We start from the raw sequence: 16,638 nt of genomic DNA, 5'->3' as shown, positions 1-16,638 counted from the left end.
CCGATTGCGAGCGCGGACCCGGCCCCGCGCGGGGACCGGGTCCGCTCGTCGTGAAGCCGGTCAGACGGACGTTCCCGTCCCCGTTCCCGGCGCCTGGGGCGTCAGCGCGAACGCCCACTCGGTGCGGTCGTCGTACTCGTGCAGCCGCCGCCACCCGTTGGTGGCCTTGGCGTAGACGCGCAGGACCTCGGCGAAGGCGGCCTGCTTGCACGCGCCGAGCAGAACACCCGGCGCGAAGGTGGCGTGGAAGTTGCCGGCGTTGTCGCCGGTCCAGTTGCCCGCCGCCAGTGCCGCGGTCTCGCCGCTGGCGGTCTCGATGATCGAGGCGCCGCGCCGGATCCAGTAGTGGAAGGTGGCGCGGTTGGCCGGCGGATCGCCGTGGCTCGTGTGCGGTTGCAGCGCGTGGAAGTCCAGCGTCACCGACTCGCCCGACCCGAATTTCAGGAACCCGCAATTCGGATCGGCGCCCACTCCGGCCACCGCCGGCGGATCGATGACCGCCTCGCACTCGCGGTTGTCGATGACCAGCCCGAAGACGAACCCGCCGTCCTCCACCTCGCCGGGTAGCGGCAGCCGCGAGTCGCCGGCGCTCGAGGTGAGCACCACGAACTCGAAGGTCCCCGATCCTGGCATCACCTGGACGCCGCTGGCGTTGTAGACCTCGAGCTTGAACCAGTACAGGCCCACCGCGTCGCCCGGCCCGCCGGGCAGCGCGCGCGAATCCAGCTTGCCGCTGTAGATGTCGTTGCCCACCGCTTCCACCGGCCACTGGTAGAGGTGGTTCGGCGGGGCGGTGGCCTGCAGCTCGGACTCCTGCGGCCGGAACTCGTAGAGCGTCAGGCCGGCCAGGCTCTTGGGCCCCAGGTTGTAGACCGGGAAGGTAGGCGGCTTGAGCGGCTGGGTCAGGTCGTAGTCGGCGAAGTTGCGGCCCACCGGCACCGCTGGCGGCGTTGTGAACTCGTGCCAGATCGGCTCCCCGCTCGTGTCGACCTCGCCGTCCTTGTGGTAGAGCCAGCGGTAGTACTTGAGGCCGGCGGTGGGGATGTCGGGCGAGTGGCTGGTGCGGAAGCCGAGAGTGCCGCCGAAGGGCGCCCCGGTGGCGATGGTGTGCCCGCTGCCGTCGACGAAGTCGTAGCCCACCAGGCCGTCCTCGTCGATGGAGTCGATGAGCAGGCCGCCGATGCGGTTGATCAGTACGTAGGTGCCCACGCCCGGCGGCAGGTCCACGTCCGGCGGCGGCTCGCAGACCCGTGCGGCGGGGTCGTCGGTGACCAGGAGCACCTCGCTGCCGCAGGGGTAGTTCCAGTGGGTGTGGCAGCGCATGCCGGGGTCGTAGAGCACGTGGAGCGATCCGCCGGTCCACTGCAGTGCGCGGAAGTAGAGGTCGGGGTGGTCACCGAAGCAGGGGTAGGTGAGGGTGGTCTCGAAGTAGCCCTGATCGTCGGTCATGGCGCAGGTCAGCAGGTCCTTCTGGTACCACTGCATGAACCATGGCCAGCCGCAGAGGTAGCGGATCAGCGAGGCGCCCTGCTCGATGAGCACCTGGCGGAGCTGGCTCGCCGACGCCGCCATGGTGATCTCCTCGAGGCCGCTGAACGACCGCACCTCGGCCGCCACCTCGCGCACCGCGCGGAGGCGTTCGGCGGATTCACTCCGCGACCGCGCCTTCATCCTCATCGGCGGCGGCGGCGGAGGCGGCGGCAGCTCCACCGGCGGTTCGGGCGGCTCGGGCAGGTCCTCGGGTATGCGCCGGATCTCGCGCAGGAGCTCGTCGCGGATGCGGTAGACGTCGTGGTCGGGCAGCCGGGCGATGATGCGTGGGAATGCGTCGACGTCGTAGATCAGCACGCAGGCGTGGCAGACGCCCCAGTCCTGGACCGTGCCGTCGGGCAGGGGCACCTGCTTGACCAGCCGACCGCGAACGATGCAGTGGCAGGTGAGCCAGCCGCCCCAGTCCCCGGGATAGACCGGCCACTCCATCAGGTTGGTGAGGTCGGCCAGCCGTACGGTCTGCTCGATGGCGCCCAGGCGCTTCAGCTGGTCGCGGGTGGGATGCTCGGGGAACTGGTCGACCTCGCGCAGCGAGGCCTCCATCCACTCGGGGAGCTTGCTGCCCGGCGCGGGAGAGAACGCCACCGGCGGGCCCAGCAGCACCCGGACCGAGCGTCCGCGGTACCCGATGGGCAGGTTGAGGTTCAGCGTGCTCTCGGGCTCGGCAGCGGCGGTGGCCGAGGTGAGGAAGCGGCCGGCGGTGTCGTAGACGTAAGCCACCGACCCGGGCAGCATCTCGTTCTCGTGATCGTGCAACCGCAGCTTGACGGTGAGTTTCAGGTTCTTGCGTCTATCGTCCTTCATGAGATCCCCTTTCGTCGTCAACGTGGTCGGGGTCGCAGGATGGACGTCGAGAACCGGCGTTTCCGGTCATCGCACCGGAACGTGCGGTCGGGCCCGGTTGGGTGGCACAGGGTGAAGGGCGAGGGCGGACCTGCCGGTCCTGGACGTTCGCAGGGGCCTGCCCGGGCTCGTAGCGTCAGGCAGGCCTACATGGAAAGAAGACGCAGAAATTCCTGTTTAATCACACCCCGGCTGATTCCTGCCGGGCGAGTTGCTTCCGCGAATGGTAGGCGCGCAGGATGATCAGGAGGCCGAGCACGAACACCGCCACGGCCACCGTCGGCACGCGGAAGTACACCGCCACCGCGGTGGCGCAGAGCACCAGGCCGCCGGGATGCGGTCGGATGACGGCGTAGACGATCACCAGGGCGGTGACGCAGAGCAGGCCGCAGGTCTGGGAGTTCCTGGCCAGGTATTCCTCGGGCACCAGGGGATGGGCGAGGTTGGTCACGCCGATGACGACCAGGGCGACGGCCATGACGAAACCGATCACGATGGTGGCGATGGCGAGCGGACTGGAGAAGGTCTGGGTCGGTCGGAACATGCGTTACCTCGCTGGCTCGACGGCTCCGTGAAAAGACCGTCCGTGAACCTGTCGCAGTGTCCGCTCGTGCTGTGGTGCCGACAGGCAGGCTCTGGGCCAGTGCAGGAATATCATAGCCGAAGGATCGGTAATTGTCTCTCAAAAACCGAAACCGATTCCTAGTAAGAGATGGAAGCCCAGGTGCCGCACGCGGGCATGGCCACGGGCGATGTCCACATCGGCCCAGGCGCCCATCATCTGGAGGTCGGCGGCCAGCATGGCGTGCTGACCGAGCGCCCGCTCCCAGCCCGCGCCCATCAGGACGGCGGGCCCGGAGATCTGGTAGCCGCTGGTGCTGTGCGCGAGCCCGCGCACTTCCGACTCGGTGTCCGGGAGCACCACGCCCAGCCCGGCGCGCAGCTGTACGGGCGCGGTCCAGGCCACGTAGTTCGCGGTCAGGATGTTGAAACCGTGGGTGACCTCGAGGTGCTGGATCTCGGGCGGGTTGTTCGTGAGGTAGAGCTTGTGGTGCAGGAGCTGCAGCTCCAGCCCCTGCCCGTCCCGTTGCCAGCGCAGCCGCAAAGCCCAGTAGAACGGCTGGGAGAACGGGCGGGTGGCCCAGGTGCCGCGGTGGGTGAAGGTCTCGTACCCCTCCTGGTGGACGGTCAGGTGGGTGGGGGAGTTCAGCGCCATGCCGCCGAAGGCCTGCAGCACGAGATTCCGATCGAGCACCTGAGCGGTGGCGGGCATGACGGATAACAGGCAGGTCAGCAGCAGGATCAGCCTGCCGACCCTGCCGGTCAATCCGCGCCCGGCCCCACCGGCACCAGCAGGACGGGGCGCATGTCGCGCAGGTAGCTCTCGTCGGTGGCGGGCAGGTGGTTGACCCGGATCACCGAGAGGATGGTCTCGACGTATTCCTCGCCCTTCTCCGAGTAGGAGGTCAGATGGTGGGCGAGGTCGTGACCCCTGAGGTGCTGGCCCTCCGCGCGCAGCCGGGCGCGTTCGCGCCGGAAATTCTCGTAGCTTTGGTGCGTGTTCAGGTTGTGCATGTAGGCCGCGATGGAGGCCTCGGGAGAGGGGAAGGCCTTGATCTTGTAATCGCCGAGGCCGTCGCGCTGCTCCGCGGGCGTGATGCCGTCACCGCCCCAGGTCCACTGGCCGAAGAGCGCGTTGCCGGTCACGGCGAAGCGCGAGGTGGACCAGCCGCTCTCCACGGCCGCCTGGGCCAGCGCCAGCGAGGGCGGGATGGCGTCGACCCGGTGCAGGAGCTGGTCGAGCAGGTCGGGTACCGTCGGTTCGATCCGGTAGTGGCGCGCGAGCTCCGTCAGCCAGGCCTCGTCCTCGGCCGACAGTGCCGGTCGCGCGGACAGCATCTCCAGATGGGCCCGGTCGGCGAGGATGTCCTCGTTGCTCTCGAGCACCAGCGGGGCATAGGTGAAGAAGAAGTACTCCTTCTTCTGGGCCACCGGCAGGCTCGGGGCCACCTTGTCGCGCCAGCGGGGCGGGACGCGGGCCAGGAAGTAGCGCGGAACCGCCCGTTCGCCGGCTTGCCAGTTCTCGATCGTGTAGTCGGATTCGATGAAGAATGCCTTGAGCTCGTCCACGCCGCGGAAGTGGAACGTGTCGGCCGTGGCGTACTCGGCATGGCAGGCGCAATCGGTGGCCGATGGCGGCTGGGCCGAGGCCGGAGTCGTGACGCTCACCAGGACCATGAGCCAGGCGCCGACAGCGAGGGCGAGCGGCCGGTAGCCGGCCATGGGGAATTGCGAACGGAGCATGGACGATCCCGATCGTCGGAGTGGGCGATTTCCAGGTACACATGCTAGTCGCGTCGGCGCCGATCATCCACCCGCCGGTCAGGATGGCAGGTCCGATCCGCTGTAGAGCGGTCCGATATCGCCACAGATGTCCTGCAGTTCGTGCACGACCCGCTCCAGGTCGGCCGACTCGCGGGGCATGTTGAGCTCCTGGTAGCGCCCGAGGACCTCGGGCGGTGGCTGGAAGGTGGTGTCGAAGACGTCGGCCACGTCGTCGGCGGTGAGCTGGCAGGTCAAGGCCACGTGGTCGTGGATGGCCTGCTCCAGTCCGATCAGTTCGGGCCGCTCGCGGAGCGCCTCGGTCACCACCTTGCGGAACACGTCCAGGAAGACCTGCATCTCGCTCGCCTCGAACCCCTCGTGGCGGCGACGGTAGGCGATGATCTGGGCATGCTGGCGCACGAGCTGGCGGTCGCGCGTGCGGACCGCCGTGGCCAGGATCTGGTAGAAGAGCGTGACGTACCAGGTCAGCACCTCGCGGTCCATGCGCTGGTAGCCGGGCAGGCGGGAGGCGTTGGCCGGGTCGTTGATGGTCTCGACCACCTGCTCGGTCAGCTCCTCGCGCAGGTCGTCGAGCGCGGCCGCGACCATGAGGTTGGGCCGGTCCGAGACGCGGGTCAGGGCGGCCAGGTTGAGCTGATTCCAGACCTCGCGGCGCGACTTCAGGTTCTCGATCATCACCAGCAGGCGGCGGGTCACCTCGAGGCGCGGCGCGGGGGCCCAACCCAGGGTCCGCCGGGTCTGGCTGGCGTCGACCCGGAGCTGGCGGTCGACGTAGTCGAGCATCCAGGGCGACTCGAACGGCGGCGATCCCTGCCACACGCCCAGCTTCCAGCGCAGGTAGACGCCCGGCTTCAGCAGCCAGCGCGGCCAGAGCTGTGGCGGCCGGTCCTCGCCGAAGTAGAAATGGACGGCGGCGTCGTAGAGCTCCCGGTGGGACACCACCTCGTCGGGGCTGGCGTTGAAGACCGCCAGCTCGGGCAGCTCGTCGGTCCGGTCGAGGATGCTGTGGTAGAGGCGGACCAGGTCGTTGACGTGCAGGTAGGGCACGGCCGACCGTCCCTCGCCGGCGAGGATCCGCGCGTTCCAGGCCCGGGACAGCCAGGTCCGCAAGAACACGTAGAGCGGCGGGTACTCGCACCAGTCGCTGAAGATGGCGGCCATGCGCACGATGGCCACGGGAAAGCGTGTCACCCCGATGCGGACCAGCTCCTCGCCCTCGCGCTTGCTCCGGGCGTAGGGGAACTCGGCGCTGCCGACGGCCTCCTCGGTGAGCGTCTGGCCCAGCGGCGGGAACTCGCACACCGTGGTCGAACTGGCGAACAGGAAGCGCTTCACCTCGAGCTGCCGCGCCAGCTCGAGCACGTTGCGTGTGCCCTCGACGTTGGTGCTGTGGTAGGCGGGGTGGTCGCGGTTGGTGAAGTCGTAGTAGCTCGCCAGGTGCAGCACGAAGTCGACCCCGCCGTGATCCTTCACGCAGCCGACCACCGCGCGCAGCCGGTCCCAGTCGCTGATGTCGACCTGGGTCCAGCGCATGTTCTCGAAGTCGGGGACGCCGGCCTCCTGACGCGAGCGTCGCGCCAGGCAGAACAGCCGGTAGCGCCCGGCGGCGCTCTGCACGAAATGCCGGCCCACGAAGCCCGAGGCGCCGGTGATCAGGATGCCGGGCAATCGTTCAGCCATGGGCGGAACCTCCCTCCGGTTCGCGTCGCCACTGGCTGTAGGCCAGGGCGATGACCAGGGCCATGGCGCCGTCGACCAGTCCCGAGACGAGGACCACGGCGATGCGGTCGATCAACAGCCAGTAGCCCAGCAGGAACACCGTGGCGATCAGCTTGACCAGGATGGCGAAGGGGATCAGGGGGCGCTGGGTCTCCGGGCGGCTGGCGCCGAGCGCGTAGCCCGTGGCCATGATCAGGTGGAAGATGCCACCCTGGATGGGGAAGAACGGCTCGGTGATGGGGGCGTAGCCTGTCTTGTGGAAGAGTGCGGGCGGGTGCAGGATCAGGCCCAGGCCAACGATCAGCGAGTGGATGGCCACCAGCCAAAGGAGGAGCTGGAGGCGGGAGCGTGGGGTCCCGGGAACGTTCATCTTCGAACGCTTTCGTTTCGGGGAGCTCTCTACCCTCTTATTGATACCATGTTTCCGCCCGGACGCGAAACCCCCAAGGCTAGGGAAGCACCTTGAATACCGGGGCCGACTCGGCCTCCACCCGTTCCCGATACCCCAGCATCTCCTTCCCCTCCCGCAATCGCCTGCTCACGGGCACGACCATGGACGCCGGCAGGAACACGTACGGCGTGCCCGTGTCGCGTTCCACTAGCCGCCCTTCCGCCACCACCCGGTCCATCTCGCTGAGGCGCAGGCCGGACATGGCGCGGTGCGCCGACTCGTGGCGCGCCATCTGCGCCGGGTCCCAGAACACCGCCACGTAGCGCGAGATCTCGGCCATGTGGAAGTGGGCGGGGCGGAAGGTGAGGCCGTCCAGGTCGAGTCGCTCGCAGAGGACCACCAGCATGGCGGTGATGTCGCGCAACAGGCCGAGGCCGGGGTAGTCCTGGCCCGAGAGCTGGGGCTGGTCCAGGACGAAGCGGCCGCCGGCGTGCTGCAGGAGCAGCCATTCCACCGAGAGCAGGGCGTGGGGCGCGGCGGTGGTGAGGTCGCGGCGCAGCTTCAGCTCGAGGAGCGGCCGCGGTTCGGGGCCGGAGATGTCGAGGACGCGCAGGAGGTGGCCGGCGGGATCGCTCAGGTTGGTTTCCACCGAGAGTTTGCGGAAACCCTTGGCGCGCAGCCGGTCCAGCAGCCCCGACCGTTCCAGCACCAACTCCAGGCCATGGCGGGGGATGGCGTCGAGGAAGAGCAGGCCCGAGGCGCCGCGCAGGCCGAGGATCTCCTCCTCGCTGAGAGCCCAGTCGGCGTCCTCGCCGGTGGGGGCGCTCTCCGGCCGGGCGAACAGGCGCTGCAGGCGGCGGTAATGGTCCAGCGGCAGCTCGAGGTCGAGGGGCGGCTTGATGGTGGGGTCGCCGGTGAGCAGCCAGCGGCAGGTGGCGGCGGGATGGCGCCAGGCGTGGCGACCGTAGCCGCCGGCCAGGAGCATGACCACCGGCGGCGCCGCAACCAGGTCCTCGATCAGCTTGAGGACGATGCGGTCACGGGCCACCAGGCCGTCGTGGCTGAGGCGCCAGTCGCCGAGGCGGTCGTGGCGGTGGGGGTCGCTGCCGGCGAGGTAGAAGACCAGGCCGGGACGGCAGGCGTCGAGGACCGGCGGCAGGTGCGCGCGCACGGCGGCGATGAGCCGGCGGTCGTCGAGGTCGGGACCGAGCTCGATGCAGGTGTCGGCGGTGGCCGGCAGGTCGAGCAGCGTGCGGTTGTGCAGGCTGAAGGTGTGGACGGTCTCGTCGTCGGCGAAGATCTGGCGCGTGCCGTCGCCGTCGTGGAGGTCGAGATCCACGACGAGGATCGGTTCCGCGAAGCCCTGCTGGCGGAACGAGTGGATGGCGATGGCCACGTCGTTGAAGCAGCTGAAGCCGTGGCCGCGGTCGCGGAACGCGTGGTGGAAGCCGCCGCCCAGGTTCACCGTGATGCCGCCGCGGGCCAGGGCCAGCTTGGTGGCCAGGATGGTGCCGCCGACCATGGCGCGCGATCCGGCGAGGAAGGCGTCGTGCAGGTCGCTCGGCATGCGGAAGCCCACGATGGGCTCGAGGGCCTCGGGACGCTCGAGCGCTTCGAGGTAGGGACGGCTGTGGACCAGCCGCAGGCGCCGGAGGCTGGCCGGGCGCGGCTTGTGGAGCTGACCCCGGCAGAGCAGGCCCTCGCGCTGGAGGTAATGGAGGATGCGGTGGGGGCGCATCAGGTCGTAGGGGCCGGTGGCCTGGTCGCCGCAGTAGTCGGGGTGGAAGACGAAGTGAGGGGCGCCGGGAGCGGGCCGGCAGGGCAGCCAGGCGCGGAGGGCGCGGTGCGAGGCGCGCAGCAGGCGGGTGAGCGGGCTGCCGGGACGGGCGCGGTGCGGCATGGACGGCTCCGGGTCGGGGTCCGGCGCGAGCATGGCGGGCGGGGCCCGATCCGTCAACCGGGAGGGCGACGCCGGTGGCGCGGTCGGGCGGCGCCACCGGCTGCGGGGCTCAGATGAACAGGTTCTTGACGGCGGTCCAGGAGTGGTTCTCCACCGCCTTGTTGCCGTCTGTGGCATCCTTGATGCCCAGGATCCGGAAATCCGGGCTACCTTCCTCGTCCGCATCCAGGACGTAGAATAAAACGGCGCCCTGCGTGCGGAAGATGAAGGGATGATTGGCAAACGTGAAACTGATATCGACCACGAACGTGCGGTATAGGCTGTCGGTGAATCCCCCGAAGTCGGGATCGTTTTCCGGGGTATCGGTCCACACACTCTGGGGCTCGAACTGGTCGATGGAGATGTCCGAGATGATCCACCCTTCATAGCCGGGGATCCCGTTGAACATCTTGTCGGCGACGTCGATCTCCTGATCATAGCCCCAGATCACGCCTTCCTGAGGGATCCACTGGAAATCCGCGCTGAGGATTGTGCTGTATGAATCGAGGTCCCGGCCTTCGTAATGGATCGCGAACCGCTGCATCAGCTCATCCGGCGTGGCGGCCGCGACGGCGACATACTCGCCCTGGAACGTGATGGACCCGGGGGTCGTCAGGGTGAGGGTCTCCGCCGGCGGCGCAGTCCAGCCGGCTTCGGGCTGCCAGGTCATGGTGTACGACCCGCCGACCATCTCCTCGAGCACGGTGCCGCCGGACCCCTCGATCAGGAATCCGTTCGGACCCGCCAGTTCCCACGACGGGTCCAGGGACGCCGGGGCGGTCTCGATGAAGATGGTGCCCAGCGGCTCGTAGGCTCCCGTGAGGACCAGGGAGCCGCCCTCGGCGAGCGTGGCCGATTCCGCCGAGGGCGTGCGGTGCCCGTCGACATCGGCCCAGGTGATCAAATAGATACCGGCGACCAGGTTCTCGAGCGTCGCCCCGCCGGTTCCGTGATCGAAGAAGCCGTTCGGCCCTGCGATCTGCCAGGGTGCCGGGAGGCCCTCCGGTTCCACCGCGATGGTGATGGTGCCGGCGACTGCGTAGACGCACTCGAAGAGCAGGATCGTGTCGGCTTCCAGCTGAGCCGAGGTGCCGAGTGGCGTGAGGTGACCCGCCACCGTTCCCCAGACGATGGCATACTCGCCCGGAACGAGGCCGGAGAGCTCGGCCCTGCCGACTCCGGTGGTCTCGTAATCGTCCGGACCGGTCAGGGTCCAGGGCGCGTCCAGACCGTCCGGCGGCGCCACCACGACGGTGCCGGTGGGTGGCGCGGTGGGGTCGTCCTCGGAGCAGCCGGTGATGGCGAGGGTGATGGCGGCGGCGGCCAGGATGGCGGCGGCGAAGGTCTTGTACTTGAACATTGATTTCCCCCTTTTGCGGGAAGATAGGCCATCGCTCTCGAGCGGACAAGTCGGGTGGTCCGCGCCGCCAGGGGGGGATTCGGCGTGGCTGGTCAGCGATCGAGCACGTCCCGGACCCTGGCCACCAGGTCCGGCGCCGAGAAGGGCTTCTGGATGAAGTGGACCGCATCGTCGAGGATGCCGCGGTCGGTGATGATGCTGTCGGTGTAACCGGACATGTAGAGGACCTTGAGCTCCGGGCGATGCTGGACGGCCTGCGCGAAGAGCTCCTTGCCGTTCATGCCGGGCATGATCACGTCGGAGAGCAGCAGGTCGATGGGCCCCTCGTGCGTGGCCAGGCGCGCCAGCGCTGTGGCGCCGTCGGTGGCCAGGAGGACCGCGAACCCGCCGCGCTCGAGGATCGTCCGTGCGAGCTGGCCCACCTGCTCGTCGTCCTCGACGATCAGCACGGTCTCGGTGCCATTCGCTGGTGCCGCGGGTGGCGGGAGCGGCTCCTCGGCCTGGACCGGCTTCTCGGTGGCGGGCAGGTGGATCGCGAAGGTGGTTCCCCGGCCGGGCTCGCTGTCGACATGGATGCCGCCGCCGTGCTGCCGGACGATGCCATAGGCCATGGCCAGGCCGAGTCCCGTGCCCTGCTCGCCCTTGGTCGAGAAGAATGGCTCGAAGATCTTCTCCACCACGTCGGGCGTCATGCCCGCCCCCGTGTCACTGATGGCGAGCCGGACGTATCGTCCTGGCACCAGGTCGGGTCCCGTCGACCCGGATTCCTCGGCGAGTTCGACCACCGAGGTTGCCATGGCCAGCGTGCCGCCGTCGGGCATGGCGTGCGCGGCGTTGACGGCCAGGTTCAGGATCACCTGCTCGAGCTGGCCGGCATCGGCCATCACCGGGCGCGGCCCGTCCGCGGTGGCGATGGCGAGTTTGACGCGCTCGGGCAGGGTCTGGCGCAGCAGATTCTCGAAATCGCCGAGGAGCCGGGCGAGATCCACGGGCTGGAGGTTCAGGATCTGCTTGCGGCTGAAGGCCAGGAGCTGGCGCACGAGATCGCGGGCCCGGTGGCCGGCGCGCACCATCTCGTCCACGGATTGCCGCCGCCCGTCGTCGTCGGTCAGGCCCTGCTGCAGGATCTCGCCGTAGCCGATGATGGGCGTGAGCAGGTTGTTGAGGTCGTGCGCCACGCCGCCCGCCAGGCGACCCACCGACTCCATCTTCTGCGACTGGAGCAGCTGGTCCTGCAGCGCCAGGCTCTCGGCCTCCATCTGCTTGCGCGCCGTGATGTCCAGGTGGGTTCCGCAAGCCCGGCGCGGACGGCCGTCACCGTCGTGTTCGATCACCCGGCCCTTGTCGAGCACCCATACCCAGTGGCCCGACTTGTGGTGGAGCCGGTGCTCGGTCTCGTAGAGGTCGGACTGGCCCGCCAGGTGCTTCTCCAGCGTGCGGATCACCTCGGGCCTGTCATCGGGGTGGAGGAGCCGCTCCCAGGTGTCGACGGTCTGGTCGAGCTCGTCCAGCCGATAGCCCAGCATCGCGGCCCAGCGCTCGTTGAAGGCCACCTTGCCCGTTGCGATCTCCCAGTCCCAGGTGGCCAGGTCGGCGCCGCGGAGCGCCAGCTCCATCCGCTCCTCGCCCTGGCGCAGGTCCCGGGTGCTCTCCTGCTGGACGAAGGCGTAGAAGACGAAGCCCCACCACATGGGGATCAGGGCGCCCACGAAATCCTCGAGCCGATCGAATTGCGATCCCAGGCCCGACCATTCGAGCAGCAGGAAGAACGACTGGAACAGGGTCAGCACGCAGAGACCCATGAGGACGGGTCGGATCGTGGGGGCGGCCAGCCGCCTCCAGCCCCTGGCCAGGGCCGCGATGGCGATGAGGGCCGCGAGGCAGGCGATGGCGTCGAGGGTGGTGATGATCGTCACGGGATGGCCCTCCCGCTCCCACCCTGCGTGGCCCGCCAGCACCAGCAAGCCAGAAGAATCGTGCTGAACGCATAGCATGCATGCTCCAGGACGTTCAGGACGGTCGGCAGGAAGAATCCCTCGAGGATGGTCAGCGCCCAGGCGACCAGGAGGGTCCGGAAGGCGACGGCCAGCAGCGGCCAGCCGCCGATGCGTGCGAGCGAGGACCTGTAGGCGGAGGTGACGAAGAAGACGCCGATGCCCAGGGTGAACATCACGATCTCGTTCTCGAAGATCATCGTGGCGCCTCCTCGCGTTCGTGCTGCCGGCCGGGCACCCGTGATCCAGCAGCGGACGCGAGGTGGGCCCGGCCGAGAACGCTCCCACACCGGGCGAGACTAGACCGGGTTCGGAGCCCTGGCCAGGAGAAAACGGAGCCTAGAGCGAGAACCAGTAGCTCACCTTGGCCAGGAACGTGTTCTCCGGTTCCTGAGCGAAGAGCCGGCCCGGATCCAGGTCCCCCTCGAAGCCGCCGCCGGCGTAGAAACTCCGCTCGTCGTAGGTCACCCGCCCATGGGTCCAGACCAGGTAGACGGTGGACCCCGGCCGGTACTCCCAGCGCCACACCAGGTTCAGGTTCAGCGCGTTGTAGTTGAAGTCGTACTGGCTGGCGTCGAGCGGGTACTGGCGCAGATCGCGGCTGTCGGGGCGCGCCAGGTAGCGCGGGTCGGCGTACTCGCCGGTGGTGAGGTAGGGCTGGAGGTAGAGCTCGAGCGAAGTGTCTCGGTCGAAGAGCCAGCTGGCGCGCAGGGTGGCGTCGAGGATCTGCTGGTCGAGGCGGCCGAAGACGTAGGCCACGCCGTCGAGGCCGTGTTCGGGATCCGCGAAGTTTTCCAGCCACTGGGCGTCCTCCCGGCGATCCTGGTAGGTGGCCGAGAGGCGGGCCACCAGGTGCCGGCCCAGGTTCCAGCGCAGGCCGTACGACAGCTCCCAGCGGTTGCTGCCCACGGCATCCCAGGCGACCTCGCCCTCCAGCTCGTGGACCAGGTCACCGCGCCAGTCGGTCTGGTAGCGGCCTTCGACCCAGGTCGCCGCCGGCGTGGTCATGAGGGGCCCGCGCTGGCCGTCGAAGCCGCGAGTCTCGTACCGGGAGGTGCCGGCGAACGCATGCTCGGCCGCGAGGCCGATCTCCTGGTAGCCGTGGGTCTGGTTGTAGCTGTCGAAGTACAGGCCCGACCCCTGGCGGTGGCCCTTGTCGTGGTCCCAGACCACCGCGCCGGTGGTGTCGGAGACGCGGCGCTGGTCGCCGTAGAGCCAGCTCTTGTAGAACTGCAGATACTGGTACGACGTCTTCAGCAGGCTCCGCTGGCCGTCGGCGTCGTAGCGGTACTGCAGGTAGCCGCGGCCGTAGATCTCGTCGTTGGCGCTGAGGAAGCCCAGGTCGTTGGGGTCGTAGCGGTCGGTCTCCCAGTAGCCGCTCACACCCGCGCGCCAGATGCCGGCCTGCTTGCGCAGCGCCAGGCTGCCGGCCGTGCCGTAGACGTCGCCGGCGGGCAGGGCGGGGTCGGCGATGTCGGCGTGGGGGGCGAGGATGGTGCCCACCGCGCTGCCCTGCACCGCGTAGGCCTTGTCGGCGAACTGGAACAGCCAGTCGACCCCGCCGCTGGTGGCGTCGCGATGATCGCGCGGCGAGGAGACGCCCGGCGTGAACGCGGTCTGCTCGCGCGAGACCACGGTGGCCATGGCGCCCAGACGGTGGTTGCCGCCGTCGAGGTCGCGGGCCAGGCGGGCCACGGCGTAGCCGGTCCGGCGGTCGCCGCCGACGAAGGGGTTGTGGACGCGGCCCTCGGGGGCGATGTCGGTGAGTGCGCCGAGCACCGCCACGGTGGTCTGGCCGTCGATCTTGCCGGTGAGCTTGCCGGCGGCGCGGATGCGGCTGTTCGCGTCGCCGGTGCCGATGCGGCGCGAGTAGAAGAGGGTGAAGTCGGGGTGCTCGAAGAAGCGCGAGCCCTCCACGAAGAACGGGCGCTTCTCGGCGTAGAAGGTCTCGAAGGGCGAGAGGTTCAGGAGCGCCGGGTCGGCCTCCACCTGGCCGAAGTCGGGCTGGAAGGTGGCCTGGGCGGTGAGCGCGGTGGTGAGGTTGTACTTGAGGTCGGCGCCCCAGTTGAAGTAGCGGCCCCATTCCTCGTCGTGGTCGTCGGGATCGGCCGGATCGGTGAGGCCGCCGGCGACGTAGGGCAGGACCTCGAGCGCGCGGGGGTTGGTGACACCCGAGATGCCGGTCAGGGTGCCCCAGCGGCTGACGAAGCCCGATTCGGTGCGGTCCCAGGTGGCCCAGCCGGTGTCCTCGCCGCGGCCGTGGAGCCAGCGGTAGAACTGCAGGCCCCAGGTCATGTCCTCGCCGGGCTTGAAGCGGAGGGCGCCGAAGGGGATGCGGACCTCCAGGTACCAGCCGTGGTCGTCCTCCCAGGTCTCGGCGTCCCAGACCGCTTCCCAGTCGGGATCGCGGTTGCCGTCGCCGTAGATGTAGTGGTCGGCCTTCACGCCGTCGGCGGTGATGCGGAAGTTGTAGCCCGAGAGCTGGTCGTGGTAGGGGTCGATGTAGAAGCTGACGAAATCGCTGCTCTCGATGTTGTCGCGGCGGGAGAGGCGGCGCGCCACCCGATCCATGTCGTCCTCCCAGCAGGCCGCGGCGAAATAGAGCGCCTCGTCGTCGTAGGCCACCTTGAAGACCGTGGGCACCGAGACGGTGGCGCGGCGCTCGGGTTCGTGCTGCAGGAGGCCGAAGCCGGCTTCGGCGCGGGCCCAGACCGGGTCGTCGAGGCGGCCGTCCAGGGTGATGCTCTCGCCGGGGGCGAGACGGCAGGCGGCCAGGCTGGGTCGGTCGTGGCGGCGGCCGTCGGCGTGGTCGGGATAGCGGGGGCCGGTGCCCACGGGGGCGAAATGATCCTCGAAGGCGGCCTGGACGGACAGGCTCGACAGGACCAGCAGGAGCGATAGCAGGTGGCGGAACCGGGGCATGGCGGGGTCGGCCTCTCCGGTTGCAAAGTGGAGCGGGACGCTGGACCATGATGGTCGCGGACCCGGGGCGAGGTCGCGAACCCGCGGATTACGACGCACCGGGCAACCAGTTGCAAGAATTTTGCCGGGAGACCGAACCTGGACGGTTGCGGGTGCGTCTCCTTGGCGAATGGGACGCAGGACGCGCGCACCGGCTCGAGCCCAGAAGAGAGACGATGGACGACCGGATCTTATACGAACGCTGTCGCGAGGGTGACGAACTGGCCTGGGAAGCCCTGGTCACACGGTACCAGGGCCGGGTCTGCAGCGTGGCCTTCCACTACACCGGCAGCGAGGAGGAGGCGCTCGACGTGGCGCAGGAAGTCTTCGTGCGAGTCTGGAAACGACTGGATAGCTGCCGCGAGCCCGACCGCTTCGGCGCCTGGCTGCTGCAGATCGCGCGCAACGCCTGCCTCGACCACTTGCGGCGGCGCAAGGCGCGGCCCCCGGCGCAGGATGTGCCGGCCGAGGAGATGGTCGGACTCGCCGACCACGGCGAACGGCCCGACGCGGCGGTGGTGGAACGCGACCACAAGCGCATGCTGGAGACGGCTCTGCAGGAGCTGAGCCCCATCAACCGCGAGGCGATCCTGCTGAAGGATATCCAGGGCCTGCCCCTGGAGGACATGGCGACCATGCTCGACCTGCCCCTGGGCACGGTCAAATCGCGCTGCAGCCGGGCGCGGGTCGAGCTGGCCAGGGTGGTGGCCGGGATGCTGGATCCCGGTCCGGACGCGGAGGCGGCCCGGTGAGCGGCAAGAACCTCGATCCCCGCGACAGCCGGCGCCGTTTCGACGGCGCGGATCTGACGCGCCGGATCCTCGACCGCACCAGCGGCCGGGCGTGCGAGCGGGCCGAGTTGCTGCTCGGTTCGCGCTGGGACGCCGCTCTCGAGTCGGTCGACGGCGATCTGCTGGCCGGCCATCTCCAGCGCTGCGCCGACTGCCGCGAGCTGGCCACGGTCCTGGACGGCCTGCAGCCGGTCCTGCCGCGGCTGGCGGAGCGCGACCCCGGCCCGGCGTTCACCGCCCGGGTGCTGGCCCGGACGAGCCGGCTGGCCGATCGCCGGCCGCTGGCCCGCCTCGAGCGGCTCGCCGAGCGGCTCCAGGACCTGCCCGGCGTGCTGCGCGCCCGGCTGGCGAGCGCCTGGCGGCGGCCCCGGTTCGCGCTGGAGGCGGCCTGGACCGCGGCCACCCTGGTGGCGCTGCTGGTCTGGAGTCCGCTGCTGCCCGCCGAGACGCCCGAGCAGGCCGCCCGGGCCGGGGTCACCCTGGGGCCGGAACTCGTCCAGCGGGTTGAGACCCTGGCCGAGAACCTCGCGACGGAGATCCGCGACACCGCGGCGCCGCTCGTCGAGCGGGTCGAGCCCTACTGGCGCGCGGTGATGCTCGATCTGGACGCGCGCTACGACGATCTGAAACGCGACGGTCGCGGCCTGCTGGGCCGCCGGACCGGGAACGATACGGAAGATTCGGAAGAGTAGAACCGGCCGTGCGTACGGTCGCTGCAGCGGCGAGCAGACGCCGCCAATGTA

General features: G+C 69.4%; 13 protein-coding genes. 2 read left to right on the top strand and 11 right to left on the bottom strand.

Annotated features, from left to right (window positions below; translation table 11 throughout):
* Window positions 1–60 precede the first annotated feature (60 nt).
* The 11 genes from IFSED24_RS13300 to IFSED24_RS13250 all read right to left on the bottom strand — a co-directional run bounded on the left by IFSED24_RS13300 (window position 61) and on the right by IFSED24_RS13250 (window position 15,065).
* Window positions 61–2,355, bottom strand: a complete 2,295-nt coding sequence (locus IFSED24_RS13300; RefSeq protein ID WP_491331955.1) for a hypothetical protein — start codon at window positions 2,353–2,355, stop codon at window positions 61–63.
* Window positions 2,356–2,575: 220 nt separating this feature from the next.
* A complete protein-coding gene (locus IFSED24_RS13295) occupies window positions 2,576–2,938 on the bottom strand; it encodes a hypothetical protein (protein ID WP_491331954.1) in 363 nt (120 codons plus the stop codon).
* Between the two features lie 138 nt (window positions 2,939–3,076).
* Window positions 3,077–3,667: a hypothetical protein gene (locus IFSED24_RS13290; protein WP_491331953.1), complete on the bottom strand. Its 591-nt coding sequence runs from the start codon at window positions 3,665–3,667 to the stop codon at window positions 3,077–3,079.
* A 50-nt stretch (window positions 3,668–3,717) separates the two neighbouring features.
* The gene (locus tag IFSED24_RS13285) at window positions 3,718–4,698 is read right to left on the bottom strand and encodes a glucosaminidase domain-containing protein (RefSeq protein WP_491331952.1); all 981 of its coding nucleotides are present in this window, start codon (window positions 4,696–4,698) and stop codon (window positions 3,718–3,720) included.
* A gap of 78 nt (window positions 4,699–4,776) precedes the next feature.
* A complete protein-coding gene (locus IFSED24_RS13280; RefSeq protein ID WP_491331951.1) occupies window positions 4,777–6,420 on the bottom strand; it encodes an NAD-dependent epimerase/dehydratase family protein in 1,644 nt (547 codons plus the stop codon).
* The gene (locus IFSED24_RS13275) at window positions 6,413–6,829 is read right to left on the bottom strand and encodes a hypothetical protein (RefSeq protein ID WP_491331950.1); all 417 of its coding nucleotides are present in this window, start codon (window positions 6,827–6,829) and stop codon (window positions 6,413–6,415) included. The genes IFSED24_RS13280 and IFSED24_RS13275 overlap by 8 nt, the downstream gene beginning before the upstream one ends.
* A 79-nt stretch (window positions 6,830–6,908) precedes the next feature.
* A complete protein-coding gene (locus tag IFSED24_RS13270) occupies window positions 6,909–8,750 on the bottom strand; it encodes a histone deacetylase family protein (protein WP_491331949.1) in 1,842 nt (613 codons plus the stop codon).
* Window positions 8,751–8,859: 109 nt separating this feature from the next.
* The gene (locus tag IFSED24_RS13265) at window positions 8,860–10,149 is read right to left on the bottom strand and encodes a hypothetical protein (protein ID WP_491331948.1); all 1,290 of its coding nucleotides are present in this window, start codon (window positions 10,147–10,149) and stop codon (window positions 8,860–8,862) included.
* A 92-nt stretch (window positions 10,150–10,241) separates the two neighbouring features.
* Complete coding sequence (locus tag IFSED24_RS13260) at window positions 10,242–12,065, bottom strand: PAS domain-containing hybrid sensor histidine kinase/response regulator (RefSeq protein ID WP_491331947.1); 1,824 nt, start codon at window positions 12,063–12,065, stop codon at window positions 10,242–10,244.
* Window positions 12,062–12,343, bottom strand: a complete 282-nt coding sequence (locus tag IFSED24_RS13255) for a hypothetical protein (protein ID WP_491331946.1) — start codon at window positions 12,341–12,343, stop codon at window positions 12,062–12,064. The genes IFSED24_RS13260 and IFSED24_RS13255 overlap by 4 nt, the downstream gene beginning before the upstream one ends.
* Window positions 12,344–12,482: 139 nt before the next feature.
* Window positions 12,483–15,065 carry a DUF5916 domain-containing protein gene (locus IFSED24_RS13250; RefSeq protein ID WP_491331945.1) on the bottom strand — a complete coding sequence of 861 codons (2,583 nt, stop codon included), beginning with the start codon at window positions 15,063–15,065 and terminating at the stop codon, window positions 12,483–12,485.
* A gap of 215 nt (window positions 15,066–15,280) precedes the next feature.
* On the opposite strand from IFSED24_RS13250, the gene IFSED24_RS13245 reads away from it, so the two are divergent.
* Together IFSED24_RS13245 and IFSED24_RS13240 are read left to right on the top strand one after the other, a co-directional pair.
* On the top strand, window positions 15,281–15,856 hold the full coding sequence (locus tag IFSED24_RS13245; protein ID WP_491331944.1) for an RNA polymerase sigma factor: 576 nt from the start codon (window positions 15,281–15,283) through the stop codon (window positions 15,854–15,856).
* Window positions 15,853–16,587 (top strand): hypothetical protein, encoded by a 735-nt coding sequence (locus IFSED24_RS13240; RefSeq protein WP_491331943.1) that lies wholly within the window; start codon window positions 15,853–15,855, stop codon window positions 16,585–16,587. Before IFSED24_RS13245 ends, IFSED24_RS13240 begins: the two co-directional genes overlap by 4 nt.
* The last annotated feature ends 51 nt before the right edge of the window (window positions 16,588–16,638 follow it).

Source organism: Candidatus Latescibacter sp. IFSED24 (assembly GCF_058273205.1).
The sequence above is the reverse complement of the archived record's forward strand: the minus strand, read 5'-3'. Positions and strand labels throughout refer to the sequence as shown.

What these genes read in the sequence shown, in the direction of transcription:
- IFSED24_RS13300 (WP_491331955.1), bottom strand. Translation starts at nt 2,355, where the DNA reads ATGAAGGACGATAGACGCAAGAACCTGAAACTCACCGTCAAGCTGCGG.
- IFSED24_RS13295 (WP_491331954.1), bottom strand. Translation starts at nt 2,938, where the DNA reads ATGTTCCGACCGACCCAGACCTTCTCCAGTCCGCTCGCCATCGCCACC.
- IFSED24_RS13290 (WP_491331953.1), bottom strand. Translation starts at nt 3,667, where the DNA reads ATGCCCGCCACCGCTCAGGTGCTCGATCGGAATCTCGTGCTGCAGGCC.
- IFSED24_RS13285 (WP_491331952.1), bottom strand. Translation starts at nt 4,698, where the DNA reads ATGCTCCGTTCGCAATTCCCCATGGCCGGCTACCGGCCGCTCGCCCTC.
- IFSED24_RS13280 (WP_491331951.1), bottom strand. Translation starts at nt 6,420, where the DNA reads ATGGCTGAACGATTGCCCGGCATCCTGATCACCGGCGCCTCGGGCTTC.
- IFSED24_RS13275 (WP_491331950.1), bottom strand. Translation starts at nt 6,829, where the DNA reads ATGAACGTTCCCGGGACCCCACGCTCCCGCCTCCAGCTCCTCCTTTGG.
- IFSED24_RS13270 (WP_491331949.1), bottom strand. Translation starts at nt 8,750, where the DNA reads ATGCCGCACCGCGCCCGTCCCGGCAGCCCGCTCACCCGCCTGCTGCGC.
- IFSED24_RS13265 (WP_491331948.1), bottom strand. Translation starts at nt 10,149, where the DNA reads ATGTTCAAGTACAAGACCTTCGCCGCCGCCATCCTGGCCGCCGCCGCC.
- IFSED24_RS13255 (WP_491331946.1), bottom strand. Translation starts at nt 12,343, where the DNA reads ATGATCTTCGAGAACGAGATCGTGATGTTCACCCTGGGCATCGGCGTC.
- IFSED24_RS13250 (WP_491331945.1), bottom strand. Translation starts at nt 15,065, where the DNA reads ATGCCCCGGTTCCGCCACCTGCTATCGCTCCTGCTGGTCCTGTCGAGC.
- IFSED24_RS13245 (WP_491331944.1), top strand. Translation starts at nt 15,281, where the DNA reads ATGGACGACCGGATCTTATACGAACGCTGTCGCGAGGGTGACGAACTG.